Below are 15465 nucleotides of genomic sequence, written 5' to 3' on the forward strand. Positions count from 1 at the left end.
CGCACGGCACACCTCCACCGGAGTCAGTGGTATCCGCCACCGACTCCGGTGGATTCGTGGCAGGCGGGCTCTCACCAGACGACCGGCAGTCCGAGCAGACCTCGGTTTCGGAATGACTCGCACCAGCCGAGCCGGTCGGCGGTTGCGGCCAGGCGCAACGAAGGGAAGCGACGCACGAGGGTGAGGACGGCGATCTCGACCTCAAGGCGCGCGAGGGCGGCGCCCAGGCAGAAGTGGAGGCCTTGTCCGAATCCGAGGTGCCCGCTCTCCGGCCTGTCGACGTTGAACGTCCCGGGGTCGCCGAACGCCTGCGGATCCCGGTTCGCCGACACCAGCGACATCCAGATCCGTTCTCCTGCGGCGATCCGCACGTCACCGATCTGGATCGCTTCACGGGCGAAGCGCCTGGAGGCCAGCATGGACGGACTGTTCCACCGCAGGACCTCGTCCACCACCCGGCTGACGTCGAGAGTGCCGGATCGCAGGGAGTTCAGCTGGTCGGGGTGGGTCAGGAGCGCCAGTACGGTGTTGCCGATCAGGTTCGCGGTGTTGTCGTAGCCGGCGAACAACAGGAGGAAGGACATCGCGACCAGCTCCGCCTCCGACAGCCGATCGTCGTGGTCGCGCGCGCAGATCATCTGACTGAGCAGGTCCTCGCCCAGCTGGGACCGCTTGTAGGTGATCAGCCCGGCCAGGAAGCCGTGCATGTCCTTGAGCGCCTGACGGGAGGCACGCGCGGCGTCCGGAGCCGGCGAGCGCAACGTGTTCGTCCAGGTGCGGAAGTCGCGCCGGTCCTCCTCGGCGACGCCCAGCACGTCACAGATGACCCCGAGCGCCAGCGGTGCGGCCAGATCTGACATCACGTCTGCCGAGCCGTCCTGGAACCTGTCGAGGAGCGCGTCGGTGCGCTGCTGGACGGCCGGTCGCAGTCGGCCGATGTTTCGCGGCGTGAACGCCGGAGCAACCAGGCGGCGCAGCCGGTTGTGGTCGGGCGGGTCCATGTTCAGCAGGTGCGCGTCGAGTTCCGAGGGCATGGAAGCACCGTGCTGCCCACTGCTGGTGGCCGTCGCCTTGTTCAGCGACAGCCGCGGGTCCGTCAGCCCGGCGCGCACGTCCGCGTAGCGCGTCACCAGCCAGACCGGCGCTCCGTCAGGAGTCGTCGTGCGCAGCGCCGGGCCTTGCTCGCGCAGGCGGCTGTAGCCGCCGTGCGGGTCGTGCAGCAACGCGGTTCCGAAGAGCTCGGGCTCGGCGGTGTCGGCGCTCGGCTCGGGCCGCGTCATGCCGATACTCCGGCGTCGGCAGCGGCGAAGCGCGCCTTCACATCGGACACGATGGGAGAACTGCCGTAAGCCGCGGCTACCTTGACGAGCCAGGCGAGTTCTTCCGCACGGTCTCCACCAGCCGGGTCGTCGATCCCGCTGACCGCGAGAGCTGGTGCGGGGGAGCCGGCGTTGTGCGCGTGGAGGGCCACGGCCAGTTGGGCTGCCTCGACGACGGCTTCGATGTCGTCCGCCGCGGGTTTCCGGTGCTGCGCCAGCTCGCGGACCGCCGCGCAGACCGCTTCGGTGTAGTGAGGGCGCAGCCGGAGTTGGATGTCGCGGATCTCCACCTGCTGGCGGGTGACGAGAAGTTCCAGGTCCTTGAGCGTGGGGACCGGGTCAAGGTCTCCGTCGGGATCGGTGTGCGGCCGCAGCGCGATGCCGCCGTCGCGGAGTTCGATGACCTGGCGCCCGAACACGCGGTGCGCGGTGCGCAGCGACCAGCGTTTCGTGCGCTCGGTCGGAGCGAACATGAGGACGAGCTCCGGGAAGGCCACCGCGAGGTCTCGCCACAGCGGGTACAGGCGCTGGTAGGACCGGTAGACGGCGGTGAGGTCCTGTATCCGGCTGACGCCGGCGCCCCAGGCGGGCATGGTGAATCCCAGGCTGAACAGAGCCGCGGAAACGCTGGCGGAGAGCGGTGCGACGATGCTGCTGACGACGTGCAGAGGCGAGGAACCGAACAGGTCCCAGACCGTGTTGACGACCTTCGGGACGCAGTAGCCGAGACCGAACCAAGCGCCCGCGGTGACGATCCTGAGGCCGCGTCGCGTCCAGGGGCGCTCGACCATGGCCGCGTAGCGTCGGCACAGCACGACGAGCATTCCCATCGAGAGGGTGAACAGCAGCTGGTAGCTGAGCAGGAACAGGTCGACGTAGCGGACCGCTTCGAAGGTGACGTCGAAGTCGATGGGGTGCTCGACGGAACCGGTGTCCCCCAGACAGAAGAAGACCGTCATGATGACGAGTGTCGCCAGCGAGTAACCCAGTCCGACCCAGTGCCGTGCCCGGAGCCTGGCCTGGGCGGAGGACCAGGAGACCAGCAGAGCGACGAAGGAGGTCAGACAGATCGCCACGCAGATGTAGATGATCAGCGAGGCGATGTTGGGTACTCCCAGGACCCGGTCGATCAGGATGTAGACGTGCGGTGACGCCAGGACGAACGGCGCGGCGAAGGTCGCGATCGCCAGACACAGCAGCTGCAGTTCGCGGTTGCGCCAATTACCTATCAGGTCTCGGACCTTGTAGACGAACGCCGCCCAGGTGATGACCGAGAGAACGCCGTAGACGACAGTGAGCAGCAACACGGGGTCAAGTCCTTCTTGAGTTGCGCTCCAAGGCAGCGCCGAGGTGTTGGACGAGGTTCGCCGCGCCGGGGCTGACCGACCGCTCCGGCGCGGGGCCGCCTCTGCGGCGGACCTGCAGAGGAAGCAGCGAGGCGACGAGCTCGGCGGCCCGTTCCTCCTCGCTGGTGTAGACGGAGCGGGCGAGCACCGCTCGGACGAATTCCGGCTTGAGGTTGGGCATCAGCAGCTTCGACGCCTCGTCCTGATCGGCGTCGGTGGAGCCGTGCCCCAGCAGCATGTGCCCCAACTCGTGCATGACGATGTGCTCTTGGTGGGCCTTACTGGTGTCCCGGTGGTACAGGACGTAGTCGACCTGGTCGGTTGCCACCCACAGCCCGCAGGGGCTCCCCGGCTGCACGGGCAGCGGCATGGCCACGAGGGAGATCTCCCGCTCGCGCCGACACTCGACGGCGTCGACCAATGCGTTGATGTCGAACGGGCTCGGAATCCTGATCCGAGCCACCACCTCGGCGCAATGCCTTCGCAGCTCCGTGCCGTCCATCTCCGGTCCCCTTAAACCGTCGGCGTCCTTCCACTGAACAAACCGCATGCCAACCTCGCTACATCCGCTGACGCGGGCCCTGTCGGCTGAGGTGCTCGAGGACCGGAACAAGTGCCTGCAGAGCGGAGTCCGGCAGCTCGGCGACGCGGCGCATCGCTATACTCCGGGCGCCTAACTGCTTGAGGGCGGTCAGCACGCCCAGGTCGGGGGAGGCGGCTGCAGCCGTCTTGTCGTCGACGAAATAGTCGGACGGGATCCCGATGTGCTCGGCGAAGTCGCGCAGGGGCCCGCGGAACCGTTCGTCCCACCGCCCGGACCGCAGAACGGCAAGGTGCTCGCTGGAGATGCGGCCGCCCCAGGTGGCGATAATGCCGGCGCGGTCCTCGTCGGTGCGCGGCGCGGTGGTCGCCTCGGGCTGCAGCGCGCCGAGAAGGGTGTCCAACCGCCGCAGGACGGCCTCCGCGCCGGGCGCCGGCGTGTCCGGGGCGACGGCTTCAGCGCGGGTGTCGCCCTTGGTGTCGCCCTTGTCGCCCTTGTCGCCCTTGTCGCCCTTGAGGAAGTGCTCGACCGAAACGCCGAAGACGTTGGCGAGCGCCTGGAGGCTGTTGATGCTCGGATTGGCGAGCTTGCCGTTGCGAAGATTGAACACTGTCTGGCGGCTTACGGTCGGGCCGCCGTGGAGCCTCGCGTGCTCCTGGCTCGCCAGTGCCACGGCCTCGTAGCTCCGCGGCCCGGCCCCCTCGGGATGGCCGGTCCGCATCAGGTGGTCCAGCTTCTCCGCGATGGTCGCCCGGTAGGCCATGCTCTCCTCGGCCATCTGCCTTGTGTCTCCATTCATGGACGTGAGGGCATAGTGTACAAAATCAAAGATAGTTGACGCTCCGTCACCTGGGCATTCGCCGGTCTCAAATATCCTTGACAAGGCCTGCCCGGGGTATGCACGATCGACGAAGTCGTCGACCAACTGTCAGTAGCCCCGCACGACACCACCAGCAGCCTGCCGCCCCCTACGCCAACCGGAAGATCACCACCATGAACTGCTCCGTGCTCATCGCGGGCGGAAGGCGCGGGATCAGCCTGCCCCTTGCCAGGAGCCCGCACTGCCAGGGCGACCGCGTGGCCATCACCCACCGCCCCGGGCAGCCGGTTGCCGACCTGCCCGCCATGCCGTCCGCCGGGAGGGGCCCTGGCGCGGTCGAACCGGACTTCAACCAGGTCGAAGCCCAGCACCGGCCGGTCAAGGCGCTTGTGGGAACGCCGGGATCACCCTCGATCAGCTGATGCTCCGGATGGCCGACGGCTCGAAATGCTGTCGCAGCAACGTACCGGAACCGACAGGGTGACTCCATGGAGATCTCCCAGGCGATCAGAGCGATCAGGGCGAGGGTGAGGGTGAGGGGCGGACTCAGGGGCGGACGCAATTGGCGAGCCTCACCGCCAGGGTCCTGGGCGCAGGCCCCAGCGAGTGGTGACGGCCGAGGGTTGATCATGGTGGAGAGTGCGCAGCAGGTGCGCGGCCGGGGGCGAGGTCCTGCAGGTCCGGGCCGAGACGGCCGCCCAACGTACGAAGCCCCCCGGCGCCGTGGCGGCCTTTCGTGCTGATGTCAGGCGCGGCGGCCGGTCACCAGGGGGTGCTGCAGGAATACGAAGTGGTGTAGATGAAATCCCCGACGCAGACCTCCGCCGTGTTGGGGGACCCGTCGTAGTACCAGTCGGTGCTCTGCGAGATGGGGTAGCCGAGGTGGGTGCCCGAGAGCTGCGCGCCGTTGCGGCGCAGGTACGCCTGGCAGGCGTGCCCGCGGTCGCTCACGCCGAGGGCGAAGACTCCTTGGACGACGAGGTTGCCGACGCTGTTCACCTCCGAGTACATGGCGGCGTAGCAGTTGTGGAAGCTGGTGGAGCCCCTGAGCGTGCTGTCGAGGGGGTGCTCCTGCTGGGGAGCCGTGGCCTGCGCGCTCGCCACGGTGCCCAGCAGGAGGCCGGTGCCGGCGATGGCCACGGCGAGCGTCCGCAGTGTGGTCCTGCCGCGTGTTGCCATGATCGAACCTCTCGTTTCTGATTGGCGTTCCGAGTGTGGGGTGGCCGGGCGGGCCCCGTCCTTGGGGGTCACGCCGTCGGCGGCGTTCTCTGTTCTACGAGGTCCGGGTTGTCCGGTGTCGGTGGCTGGACGCCGGACAACCCGGGCCGAAGCGAGCTGCTCAGTAGCACGCTTGGACGTACCAGACCGGGTGCCAGTTGCCGTTGACCGGGCCGTAGTGCGCCGGAGGGGTGTCGGAGAGCCAGGCTTTCTGCTTGTTGTAGAAGGAGGCCACCAGCCCCGGGGTCTGGTTGTTCTCCCACGAGCCGCCGCTGTCCCATCCGTTGGGGATCTCCTGGAGCACGCCGCACACCGAGATGTCCCACTGGTCGCCCGTGGCGTTCGTGCCCTTCCAGCCGCAGAAGTAGTGGTACGGGCAGCCGGCATGGGAGACGGCGGCGCTGTTCAGGTCCCTGGCGTACGTCTCGCCCGGGATCGCCAGCAGGAGGGTGCTGCCACTGGTGAGGGCGACCTCGTTCAGGGCCACCTGACGCCCCCCGGTGGTGGCCAGATAGCCGTCCACCTCCTGTTGGAGCTCGCTGATCTGAGTGGGCGTCAGCCCAGCTGTCCGGCCCTCGGCGGCGAACGAGGGCGAGTCGGAGCCGGGGGCGGCGCTCGCGGTGCCGGTCGTGACCGACGCCGCCAGGCCCAGTGCGACGACCGCCATCGCGGCAATCCCTGCTTTCTTCATGCTCTCTCCTTGTGCCAGGGGTTGATGTCATCGGTTCTACGGCAGCCGCGTTGTCCGGTGTCGGCGTCTGGACACCGGACAACACCCACCGGACAATGGTGTCCGCGAACCGATGCGGGACCAGACGAGCCAGGGGGCTGCCGTGCCGCGGGGGGAACGTCCGCTGGAACGCGCAGACGACGCGCTGACCTGCTTCGCGGCTGAACTGCGGGCCCTGCGGCACAAGGCCGGCAGCCCGCCCTACCGGCAACTGGCGCGCTCGGCCCACTACTCCTCCACGACCCTGGCCGACGCCGCCGGCGGCCGGAAGCTGCCGAGCCTGGCGGTGACGCTGGCGTACGCCGGGGCCTGTGGGGGCGATCTGGCTCACTGGGAGGCCCGCTGGCGTCGAGCCGCCGACGAGCTGGCTCCGGCGCAGCCGGACCGCGTTGACGGCGCTCCCGGCACGGAAGGTCCCTGCCCCTACGTGGGCCTGGCCTCCTTCCAGCCCGAGGACGCCGAACGGTTCTTCGGGCGTGAACGGCTCACCGACGAGGTGGTCGCGCGCGTCCGCGCGGGCAGGTTCCTGGGCGTCTTCGGCGCCTCCGGCTCGGGGAAGTCGTCGCTGCTACGAGCCGGTGTACTGCCCCGGTTACGGTGCGGCCCGCCCACTGGGCCCGGCAGCCGGCCGACCTTGCTGTTCACCCCGGGGGCCCATCCGATCGAGGAGTGCGCCGCCAAGCTGGCCGCGCTCGGCGGCCTGTCGGTCACCGCTCTCCACGGTGAGTTACAGGACGACCCCCGCGCACTGCATCTGAACGTCCTGCGGGCGCTGAGCGAACACCCTCCTGGGACGGACCTGCTGATCGTGGTGGACCAGTTCGAGGAAGCCTTCACCCTCTGCGCCGACCCGCAGGAGCGCGCCCTGTTCATCAGCGCGCTGGTGACCGCCGCTCAGGCTGCCAACAGCCGTACCCGGGTCCTGCTGGGCGTGCGGGCGGACTTCTACGCCCACTGCTCCCGGTTCCCGGACCTCGTCGAGGCGTTGCGCGACGCCCATCTGCTGGTCGGTCCGATGACCACCGACGAACTGCGCCGGGCCATCAGCGAGCCGGCCACCGCCGCCGGCGCCATCGTCGAGGGCGCACTGCTCGCTCAGGTGGTGGCGGACGCCACCGGGCAGGCCAACGTCCTTCCGCTGGTTTCGCACGCGCTGCGCGAAACCTGGCGGCGGCGCCGCGGCCACACCCTGACCCTGGCCGAGTTCGAGGCCTGCGGAGGGATCCGGCACGCGTTGACACGCACCGCGGAGGACCTCTACACAAGCCTGAGCGAGCGCCGACGTGCCGCTGCCCGCACCATCCTGCTGCGCCTGGTGGCCCTCGGCGAGGGAACGGACGACACCAGGCGTCGCGTTCGGCGAGCCGACCTCGACGACACGGACCAGAGTGGTCCCGTCCTGGAGGCCCTGGCCGCCGCTCGCCTGGTGACCCTGGACCGGGACACCGTGGAGATCACTCATGAGGCGCTGCTGCACGCCTGGCCACGGCTGAGCGGCTGGATCAGCGAGAACCGGACCGAGCTGCTGCTCCGTCAGCAACTCCATGACGACGCCCAGCACTGGGAGCGCGAGGGCCGCGACGGCGGCCTGCTCTACCGGGGCGGCCGCCTGGATGCCGCACGCGCCTGGGCCACGAGCTCCGAGGGCGGCGCGGATCCGCTGCCGCAACGCGCACGGGAGTTCCTCACCGCCTCGGTCCGCCATGAACAGCGTGCGGCCCGCACCAGACAGGCCGTGGTCGCGGTGCTCACCGTCCTGGCCCTGATCGCATCCGGCGCCGCGGTCCTGGCCTTTCAGCAGCGTGCCTCGGCCCGGACGGCGCGTGACCGGGCGGTGGCCGGACAGGCGCTTGCCGAAGCCGACCAGCTGCGGCCCACCGACCCCTCCCTGGCCGCCCAACTCACCCTTGCCTCCTACCGGCTGGATCCGACAGCAGACGCCTACTCGGCACTGCTCGATGCGGAGAACACGGCCCTGTCGTACCGCCTGACCGGATCCACCGACGCCGTTTCCGCGGTCGCGTACAGCCCGGACGGGCACACAGTGGCCGGCGCCGGCGCTGACGGCGTGCTGCGGCTCTGGCGGCTCGCGGCTCCCGGCCGACCCGAGCAGCTGGTGGCCGGCCTCGATCTTCGCAGCCACTCGATCCACGCCCTGGCCTACGCCCCCCAGGGCCGGCTGGTAGCCGCCGCGGCGGACGACGGCTCGATCCGGCTGGTGGACGTCGCGGACCCCACGCACCCAAGGCCGCTCGCCAACGTCAGCGCCGTCGGTTCCAGCGGCTCTGCTTCCGCGGTCGCGGTCGCGTTCAGCCCGGATGGCCGCGTCCTGATGACCGCGGGATCGGACGGCGCCGTGAGCGTGTGGTCCGTGACCGAACCGACGCACCCGACTCAGCTGGCGCGGATGCCGGACGCGCACGGGCCACCGACGTCCCTGGCCGTCAGCGCGGACGGGCGCACCCTGGCCGTCACCGAACGCGGGGGGACGGTGGAGCTCTACGGCATCACGGCCGCCGGGCAGCCGGCCGGACCCGTCGCCGTCGCGGTCGGCTCCACCGACGTGTACGGAGCGGCGTTCAGTCCGGACGGGCACCTGCTGGCCCTGGCATGCGGCGACCAGAAGGTCCGCCTGGTCGACCTGCGTGACCCGGCGCACCCGGCCGCGCTGGGCCAACCGCTGAGCGGTCATACCGACGTGGTCCGCGCGGTCGTCTTCGGCCCCGACGGCCGCACCCTGGCCAGCGCGGCCGGGGACGGGACCGTCCGGTTGTGGAACCTCAGCGACCCGACCAGCCCCATTCCGCTGGGCCACCCGCTGACCGGCCATACCGGGGCCGTGTACGCCCTCGCCTTCGGCCCGGACGGACGCACCCTGGTCAGTGCGGCAGCCGACCACACCCTGCGGGTGTGGCAGTTGCCGACGGGCTGGCTGACCGGTGCCCGCAGCTACGTCAATGCCGTCGCCCTCAGCTCCGACGGACGGCTGCTGGCGAGCGCGGGCAACGATCAGATCATCCAGATCTGGAACATCGCGGACCCGCAACACCCGGTCCAGCTCAGCACGGTGGCGTCGGGTCACACCCTTCCCATCGTCTGGGTGTCGTTCAGCCCGGACGGCCGCACCCTGGTGAGCACCGCCAGGGACGGCACCGCCAGGCTGTGGCGCATCACCGACCCGGTGCACCCCGCTGTCTGGGGCCCGCCTCTCACCTACGGTCCCGACAGCATCGCGATGGCGGTCTTCAGCCCGGACGGCCGCCTGCTGGCCACCACCGGCAAGGACCGGGCCGTACACCTGTGGAACATCACAGATCCGGCACACCCGGTCGCCCTCGGCACACCGCTGACCGGGAGTACCGACTACGTGTACTGGACCGGATTCAGCCCGGACGGCCGCACCCTGGCCACCGCGAGCGCCGACGACACGGTACGGCTGTGGAACATCGCCGATCCCACCCGGCCCACAGCCTCGGGCCCACCACTGGACACCCACTCAGGTGGCCTGGAGTATGCCGCGTTCAGCCCGGACGGCCGCACTCTGGCCACCGCCGGGCTCGACCACACCGTACGGCTGTGGGACGTCTCCGACCGCTCCCGCCCCCTCGCCCTCGGTCAGCCCCTGGTCGGGCACACCAGCTGGGCGTACTGGGTCGCCTTCCTTCCCAACGGCCGCACACTGGCCAGCAGCAGCGACGACGGCACCGTCCGGCTCTGGGACGTGGCCGACCCCGCCCTCGCCCAGCCGCTGGGGCGACCGCTGACCACGCACACCGGGCCGATCGACGAAGGTGCGGTCAGCCCGGACGGCAGACTGATCGCCAGCGCGAGTGACGACCGGACCGTCCAACTCACCGTGCTCGACCCGAAAGCCGCCATCGGCTGGGTCTGTGCGACCAGCGCCGACACCCTGACCCCCCAGACCTGGCGCCGCTACCTCCCCGAACTCCCCTATCACGCACCGTGCCCCTGACCACCCGCGCTCGGCAACGGCGAGCAGCTGCGGCGCCTGACTCGGTCGGCTCAGCGCAGGCCGAGGCAGGGCAGCCAGGCTCGTGAGGCACCGCGGCCCGCGGTGAGCAGGGCGCACAGCGGGCCCGCTGCTCCCCCGAGCAGTCCCATCCCTTCCCCGCCGAGGGCCTGCACCGCGGGCAGGCGGTCCAGCAGGTGCGCGAGCAGGCGGGCCTTCAGCGCGGCCGCGGCGGGCAGGCGGGCGTGGTGGGCGAAGGCGTCGGCCACCATCAGTACGCCTGCGGCACCGTGGCACAGGGCCAGGACGTCGGCCGGGCGGTCGCCGAAGAGGTGGAAGCGCTCGTCGTACCGTTCGGCGAGCGTGCTGAAGGCTGCCGCGGCCCAGGCGGCCGTCTCCCCCTCCCCCAGTGCGTCCGCCGCGTCCCACAGCGCCCAGGACACTCCGGGGGTGCCGTAGCACCAGGCCTGGCGGGCGCGCGGTCCGGCGGGCGGCGCGCCGTCGAGTCCGGCGCCGTCCCAGGTGCGGATGGAGCGGGTGTCGTCGAAGGACTGCCGCATCAGCCACCGCGTCGCGCGGCGCAGGGCAGGGGTCAGGTCGGGGCGCGGGCCGAGGTGGCGGAGCGCCGCGGTGAGCGCGGCGACGACTCCGGCGGTGCCGTGGCCCATCCCGGTGTTGATCCGTCCGTCGATCCAGGCCAGGTTCGGGTGACCGGCATAGCCCCCCGTCCGCAGTCGTGGCAGCTCGTCGGCGTCGCACAGCTGCGTCACATGGTCGGCGAACGGGCCGAGTTCGGCCGGCGTGGGGCGGGCGCCCGCACTGGCGCCCACACTGGCGCCCGCGCTCAGGGCGAGCAGGATGCCGGACGGTCCGGTGATCAGGTCGTAGTCCTGGAAGGCGACCTGCTCACGTCGCCAGCCGGGGACCGGTGCGGTGCTGACCAAGTGGTCCCGGAGCCGGTCGGCGACCGGGTGCAGTCCCGGGTGCACCCGGGCGCCCAGGCGCAGGCCCACCAGCGTTCCGGCCAGGCCGCCGTCGTACAGCCCGCAGTGGCCCGGGCCCCGGCCGGCAGTGCGGGCCCACACCGCTACGGCACGCGCCGCGGACTGCTCGGCCTCCGGCGTTCCGGCGGCGTGCACGAGGGACGCCAGGACAGGAACCCCCGGGTCGGAGGGGGGCTCGGCGCCTGCCAGGCCCTCGTGAGAGCGCGCGGACCAGTCGTCGAGGAGCCGGGCCGCGAGTTCGGTGACGGCTGTGGCGGCAGTGACGGCTGTGGCAGCTGTGGCGGCTGTGGCGGTGTGCTCGGCCTTCTCGGTGCGCTGTGGCACGGCGCCTCCTCAGGAATGACGGGCCGGCAGGGTTGACGGGTCGGCGCCCCGCCCTCGCGGCCGGACGAGCCGGACGAGGCCAGGCGGGACGCCGGTGGTGCGGCCGTCGGAAGCCGCTTCCGGGTGGTGCGGTCAGGCACTCCGAGGTGCCCTCGGAGTGCCTGACCGAGCATCAACAGACGATGATGGTGCAGATGAGGACCGTGGCGCAGGCCACGGTGCACAGACCGCTGCAGTTGCCGGAGGAGGCCTCGGGGGTCGGCAGGGTGGTCTCGGTGATGCGCTCGTCCAGGTCGCTGATCAGGGCGTCGAGGTCGGTGAGCAGCATGGTGTCGGGCATGGTTGTCCTCCTTCAGGACTGGTGATCGGTGTGGGCCGCCCCGGTGGCCCGCCCACTGGGAGCAAGTGCCCCGGGGACGTCGGATTCGCCGCGCAGGGCGGCGACGGTGAGCACCGCGAGGTCCTCGGCGCTCCGGTCGTGCGGAAGTCGCAACAGCAGTTGGGCGGCGACGGTGGCACCGCCGTGCAGGGGATCGTGGAGCAGCAGGTCGCCGGGGGCGGGAAGCATCTCCTCGACCAGCAGGTCCTCGCCGGGCTGCTGGGCGCAGATGCGCTCCAGCAGGGGTACGGCGGTCAGTGCGTTGAAGTCCACGGGCACCGGTTTCGCGTGGGGTACGGCCCGTACGAACGCGAAGCGCGGCAGTCCGGCGGAGCGCCCGAGGCCGGCGAGGGCACGCACCTTGGCCAGGTCGCTCTCGCCGGGCCGCCACAGCCGGGCTCGCGGCACCCGCCAGGCCGCGGGGCTGACGACCAGAGTGCCGCCGACGGTCACCCGGGGCAGGTGGTCCGTGTCGGGGAACGCCTGGGCGAGGCCGTCCAGACAGATGACCTGTGCGACCGCCGGGTGGCCGGCGGACAGCAGCAGCCGGAGCAGGAGGTCGTACGGGGGCAGGGGCGTGCGGGTGGCGTGGTGGACGGGCAGGAGCCGGTACCCGTCGGCCTCGGCGATGATCTGCGAGCCGTCACGTCGCAGGGTGATGCGGTCCAGCGGCAGGTAGCGGGCCGTCAGGCCGGACGGGCCCTGGTACGGCGTGGGGTCAGGGTCACCTGTCCACCAGCCGGTGATGACGGGCCGCCGAACGGCGTTGGCGGCGCGCTCGGCCAGCGGCGGGACCAGCACCTCGACGAAGCGGGCCCCGGACAGCCGCTCCACGGAGGTGAGGTAGTCCCGGTAGTCCCGGAGGTTGTCGTATCCGCCGTACAGGGTGTGGAGCGCGTCGGCGAACCGTGCGTCCAGCATGCCCGCCGCCGAGGCGCTCTCCAGGACGGCGACCGGCCCGTGGCCTGACAGCGGACGCAGCAGGCAGTCCAGGGGCCAGGGCGGCAGCACGGTTCGGGCCGGTGGCGCGCCGAGGGCGTCCAGCAGGTCGTCGTCCAGGTCGACCTGCCCGGTGCCGGTGCCGGCGTGGGCGCTGCCGGCCTGGGCCGACAGGTGAGCCAGCAGCCTCGCGTAACCCGAGCCAGGGGTCTCGGCGGGGTGCCAGCCCGTGGAGCGGCGCAGGGTCTGCGTGGTCTGCGCCGGCGGGGCGGAGCCGTCCGGCAGATGGCGGGCGAGGAGTTCGCCGAGCGGACACGGTTCTCCGGTGAGCTGCGCCAGCTCTGCGGGCAGCCGGAGCGCGTCCGGTGGCGTGCTCCGGTCGGCTTCGCGCAGCCAGGCCACGCGCGCGGCGATGCCGAGGCCCTGCTGCACCTGGTGGGCGGCGGCTGCGGGTACGGCGGAGGTGGTGGTGCGGTAGGAGTCGGTGAACCACGGGTGGGAGTGGTCGGCGGGGGCGGCGGAGGTGGTGGTGCGGGGTACCGACTCCGGTGCGGGCGGGGCGGGGCCGTCGCTCGGTATCGGTAGCGGTAGCGGTAGCGGTAGCGGTAGCGGTAGCGGTAGCGGTAGCGACACCGGTACCGGTACCGGTACCCGTTGCGGGAGGGCGCCGAGTGTGCGGACGGCCCCGGCGGCGTGCCAGCCCGTGGCGCTGCGGCGCGGGGCCGCGCAGGCCTGGAGTACACCGAGCCCGAGCAGGTGCGCGAGGAAACCGCGGAGCACGGCGGGATCGGGAGGCGCCGCGCCGATCGCTGCTGTGCCGGTCGTCGCCCGGCGCAGCAGGGCTGCTTCGAGGTCACCCAAGGGGCGTGGGCCGTCGGCCAGAAGAGCCAGCACAGCCTCCAGTGGGCGGACTCGGCGCAGGACGACCTGCCGCATCCGGGCACGTTCGCGTGGGTCGATCACCCAGCAGCGCAGCACACCGGTGTCGGATCCGGTGCCCGACGGTTGGAGGAAGTGCAGCGGTGCCAGAGCCAGCAGGGTGGCCTGGTCCGCCACCCGCAAGTCCAGGGCGCCGAGCCGGGCGCGCATCGCATGGACGTTCTCCACGGCCTCGGCTGCCAACTCGCCGAGGGCCGAGCCGGGTGGGACGAGCCGTGGCGCAGTGCCGCCGTCCTCGTCCCCGCCCCCGGCCTCGTCCGGCGCGGTGACCGGCACCAGGGCGATCTGGCCGACCCAGCCGCGCGGGGTGGTCTTCGCCGCGGCCCGGCCGACGGCCCGCCATATGTACGCCCCACGTTTGCGCAACCGCTTCCCGCTCCAGGACTCGCCCGCCGCCAACCGCGCAGCCACGTCCGCAGCGGCTCCTGGGTCTGCCTCGTCCAGGAAGGCCCGCATGACGGGAGACGCGCACACCAGGGACCAGCCCAGGGCACCCACGCGCTCGCGCTCGGCGGCCACCGCGCACTCCAGCCGCCGCAGGGCCGCTGCTGCGGACTCCCCCAGGTGGGACAAGTGCGCGGCGTCCGCGGCGAGATCAGCGGCAAGGTCAGCGGCGAGGTCAGCGGCGAGGGGCAACCGGTCCAGCAGCCGGCAGTCGGCCGGGCCCGGCACGGCGCCGGCGTGCAGCCGACGGCGCAGGGCCAGCACGGCGCGGCGGTCGGCGGGTGTGAGGCCTTCGTGCGGTACGACGATGGCGCCCAACTGTTCTGCCAGCGCGCGGGAGTGCTCGGCTCGCTCCTCGTCCTGCCGGGCGTGGTCGGCGACCTGGGTGAACAGCTCCGGGTTGCCTGCCGACGCCCACGCTGCCAAGGGCATGCCGGCCACGCGGAGCAATGCCGTTCCGCCCAGCTTCCGGTCCTCGTACACGTCATGGCCTCCCGTCACCGACGAGCGCGTGGGTCAGCAGGCTCTGTCGGGCCCCGGAGAGGCGTCCCCGGTTCCAGTGGAAGATGACGTAGTGGGCGGCGGCGCGGCGCGGGCCGATCACCGCGTCGCCGGACTCGAAATACCCGGTGCGCCACCGCTCCGCAGCCAGGCGCACGGCCTCCCCGTGCGCCTGGATCGCCACTCGCCGCTCCGGCGGCACCGGAGCGAGCAGGCCCGGACCTCCGGCTTCCCAGGCCGCGAGAATGCCGGCAGCGGCGCGCCGGGCGTCGTCGTCCAGGCCGGTGCCCAGTCTGCGCCCGGTGTCGTCCCGTACCACCTGCCAGACCCCGCGGTGCTCCCAGCCGACGATGCCGAGCCCGCAGAGGAGTTCACCAAGGAGATAGAGGGACAACCGCCAGTCCGCCGGCGTCGGCGGCTCCGGCGTCGCCGTCGTCGCTGCCGCCGCTGCCGCCGCTGCCGCCGCGATGGCGTCGTGGTGATCGAGCCAGGCGAGGGAATCCACCGTGAACAGATCGTGCACGTAGTGCATGGACAGCGGGCCGCCGAAGAGATACGTCTCCGGCTCGTACCTTCCGCACAACGGCGGACGCTGTTGTCCGTCCAGATCGTCGAAGCAACGCGTCAGTTCCCTGCGCAGCGCCCCGGTATCCGGCCCGCCGGCATCGAATCGGACCCGCAGTCCCGGCGGCTTGTGCATGAAGAAGAAGGAACGCGCCTCGCCGGCGGCGATCAGCTTGTGGGCCGTGTCCGCGACGACGCGGTACGTCCGGCGCCAGGCCGTCGGCCCTGGCGCGAGGTTGATCTGGACCCAGCCACCCTCCGGCACATCGTCGCGCAGTGCGGCCAGTCCGGCCGTCAGAAAAGTGTGGCGCGCGGCGTCGTATTCGGGGCTCGCGGAATCAACCGGTACCGTCCCCAGGGGATTTTCGCGCGCATCCCGGAGACAGTCGGCCAGCAAACGTTCGACCTCCAACACGTCGCCCCGCCT

The 15465-nt window shown here is 71.6% G+C and carries 11 protein-coding genes; 1 reads left to right on the forward strand and 10 read right to left on the reverse strand.

The annotated features are described in order from the left end of the window. Window positions 1-71 precede the first annotated feature (71 nt). The 6 genes from ACFZB9_RS07245 to ACFZB9_RS07270 all read right to left on the reverse strand — a co-directional run bounded on the left by ACFZB9_RS07245 (window position 72) and on the right by ACFZB9_RS07270 (window position 5935). Window positions 72-1280, reverse strand: a complete 1209-nt coding sequence (locus ACFZB9_RS07245) for a cytochrome P450 (protein ID WP_391444459.1) — start codon at window positions 1278-1280, stop codon at window positions 72-74. Further along, a complete protein-coding gene (locus ACFZB9_RS07250; protein WP_391444461.1) occupies window positions 1277-2626 on the reverse strand; it encodes an MAB_1171c family putative transporter in 1350 nt (449 codons plus the stop codon). Before ACFZB9_RS07250 ends, ACFZB9_RS07245 begins: the two co-directional genes overlap by 4 nt. 4 nt (window positions 2627-2630) lie before the next feature. Then, on the reverse strand, window positions 2631-3167 hold the full coding sequence (locus tag ACFZB9_RS07255; protein ID WP_391444463.1) for an ImmA/IrrE family metallo-endopeptidase: 537 nt from the start codon (window positions 3165-3167) through the stop codon (window positions 2631-2633). A gap of 58 nt (window positions 3168-3225) precedes the next feature. Then, window positions 3226-3984: a hypothetical protein gene (locus ACFZB9_RS07260; RefSeq protein ID WP_391444465.1), complete on the reverse strand. Its 759-nt coding sequence runs from the start codon at window positions 3982-3984 to the stop codon at window positions 3226-3228. Window positions 3985-4788: 804 nt separating this feature from the next. Continuing rightward, a complete protein-coding gene (locus ACFZB9_RS07265) occupies window positions 4789-5205 on the reverse strand; it encodes a hypothetical protein (protein ID WP_391444467.1) in 417 nt (138 codons plus the stop codon). A 160-nt stretch (window positions 5206-5365) separates the two neighbouring features. Beyond that, a complete protein-coding gene (locus ACFZB9_RS07270) occupies window positions 5366-5935 on the reverse strand; it encodes a hypothetical protein (protein WP_391444469.1) in 570 nt (189 codons plus the stop codon). A 112-nt stretch (window positions 5936-6047) separates the two neighbouring features. Between ACFZB9_RS07270 and ACFZB9_RS07275 the strand changes: the two genes are divergently transcribed. Continuing rightward, a complete protein-coding gene (locus ACFZB9_RS07275; protein ID WP_391444471.1) occupies window positions 6048-9947 on the forward strand; it encodes a hypothetical protein in 3900 nt (1299 codons plus the stop codon). Between the two features lie 50 nt (window positions 9948-9997). Here the strand turns inward: ACFZB9_RS07275 and ACFZB9_RS07280 are convergent, their stop codons facing one another. The 4 genes from ACFZB9_RS07280 to ACFZB9_RS07295 form a co-directional block, all read right to left on the reverse strand. After that, a complete protein-coding gene (locus ACFZB9_RS07280; RefSeq protein ID WP_391444472.1) occupies window positions 9998-11272 on the reverse strand; it encodes a lanthionine synthetase LanC family protein in 1275 nt (424 codons plus the stop codon). A gap of 172 nt (window positions 11273-11444) precedes the next feature. After that, the gene (locus ACFZB9_RS07285; protein ID WP_391444473.1) at window positions 11445-11612 is read right to left on the reverse strand and encodes a hypothetical protein; all 168 of its coding nucleotides are present in this window, start codon (window positions 11610-11612) and stop codon (window positions 11445-11447) included. A gap of 12 nt (window positions 11613-11624) precedes the next feature. After that, window positions 11625-14405, reverse strand: a complete 2781-nt coding sequence (locus ACFZB9_RS07290) for a lantibiotic dehydratase (RefSeq protein WP_391444474.1) — start codon at window positions 14403-14405, stop codon at window positions 11625-11627. A 52-nt stretch (window positions 14406-14457) separates the two neighbouring features. Next, the gene (locus ACFZB9_RS07295; protein ID WP_391444476.1) at window positions 14458-15453 is read right to left on the reverse strand and encodes a thiopeptide-type bacteriocin biosynthesis protein; all 996 of its coding nucleotides are present in this window, start codon (window positions 15451-15453) and stop codon (window positions 14458-14460) included. Window positions 15454-15465: the final 12 nt, after the last annotated feature.

Source organism: Kitasatospora sp. NPDC008050 (assembly GCF_042957465.1).
Classification (GTDB): Bacteria; Actinomycetota; Actinomycetes; order Streptomycetales; family Streptomycetaceae; genus Kitasatospora.

Bases quoted from the DNA above. Each gene is read 5' to 3' on its own strand.
- ACFZB9_RS07245 (WP_391444459.1), bottom strand. From the start codon at position 1,280: ATGACGCGGCCCGAGCCGAGCGCCGACACCGCCGAGCCCGAGCTCTTC.
- ACFZB9_RS07255 (WP_391444463.1), bottom strand. From the start codon at position 3,167: ATGGACGGCACGGAGCTGCGAAGGCATTGCGCCGAGGTGGTGGCTCGG.
- ACFZB9_RS07260 (WP_391444465.1), bottom strand. From the start codon at position 3,984: ATGGCCGAGGAGAGCATGGCCTACCGGGCGACCATCGCGGAGAAGCTG.
- ACFZB9_RS07265 (WP_391444467.1), bottom strand. From the start codon at position 5,205: ATGGCAACACGCGGCAGGACCACACTGCGGACGCTCGCCGTGGCCATC.
- ACFZB9_RS07270 (WP_391444469.1), bottom strand. From the start codon at position 5,935: ATGAAGAAAGCAGGGATTGCCGCGATGGCGGTCGTCGCACTGGGCCTG.
- ACFZB9_RS07275 (WP_391444471.1), top strand. From the start codon at position 6,048: ATGCGGGACCAGACGAGCCAGGGGGCTGCCGTGCCGCGGGGGGAACGT.
- ACFZB9_RS07285 (WP_391444473.1), bottom strand. From the start codon at position 11,612: ATGCCCGACACCATGCTGCTCACCGACCTCGACGCCCTGATCAGCGAC.
- ACFZB9_RS07290 (WP_391444474.1), bottom strand. From the start codon at position 14,405: ATGCCCTTGGCAGCGTGGGCGTCGGCAGGCAACCCGGAGCTGTTCACC.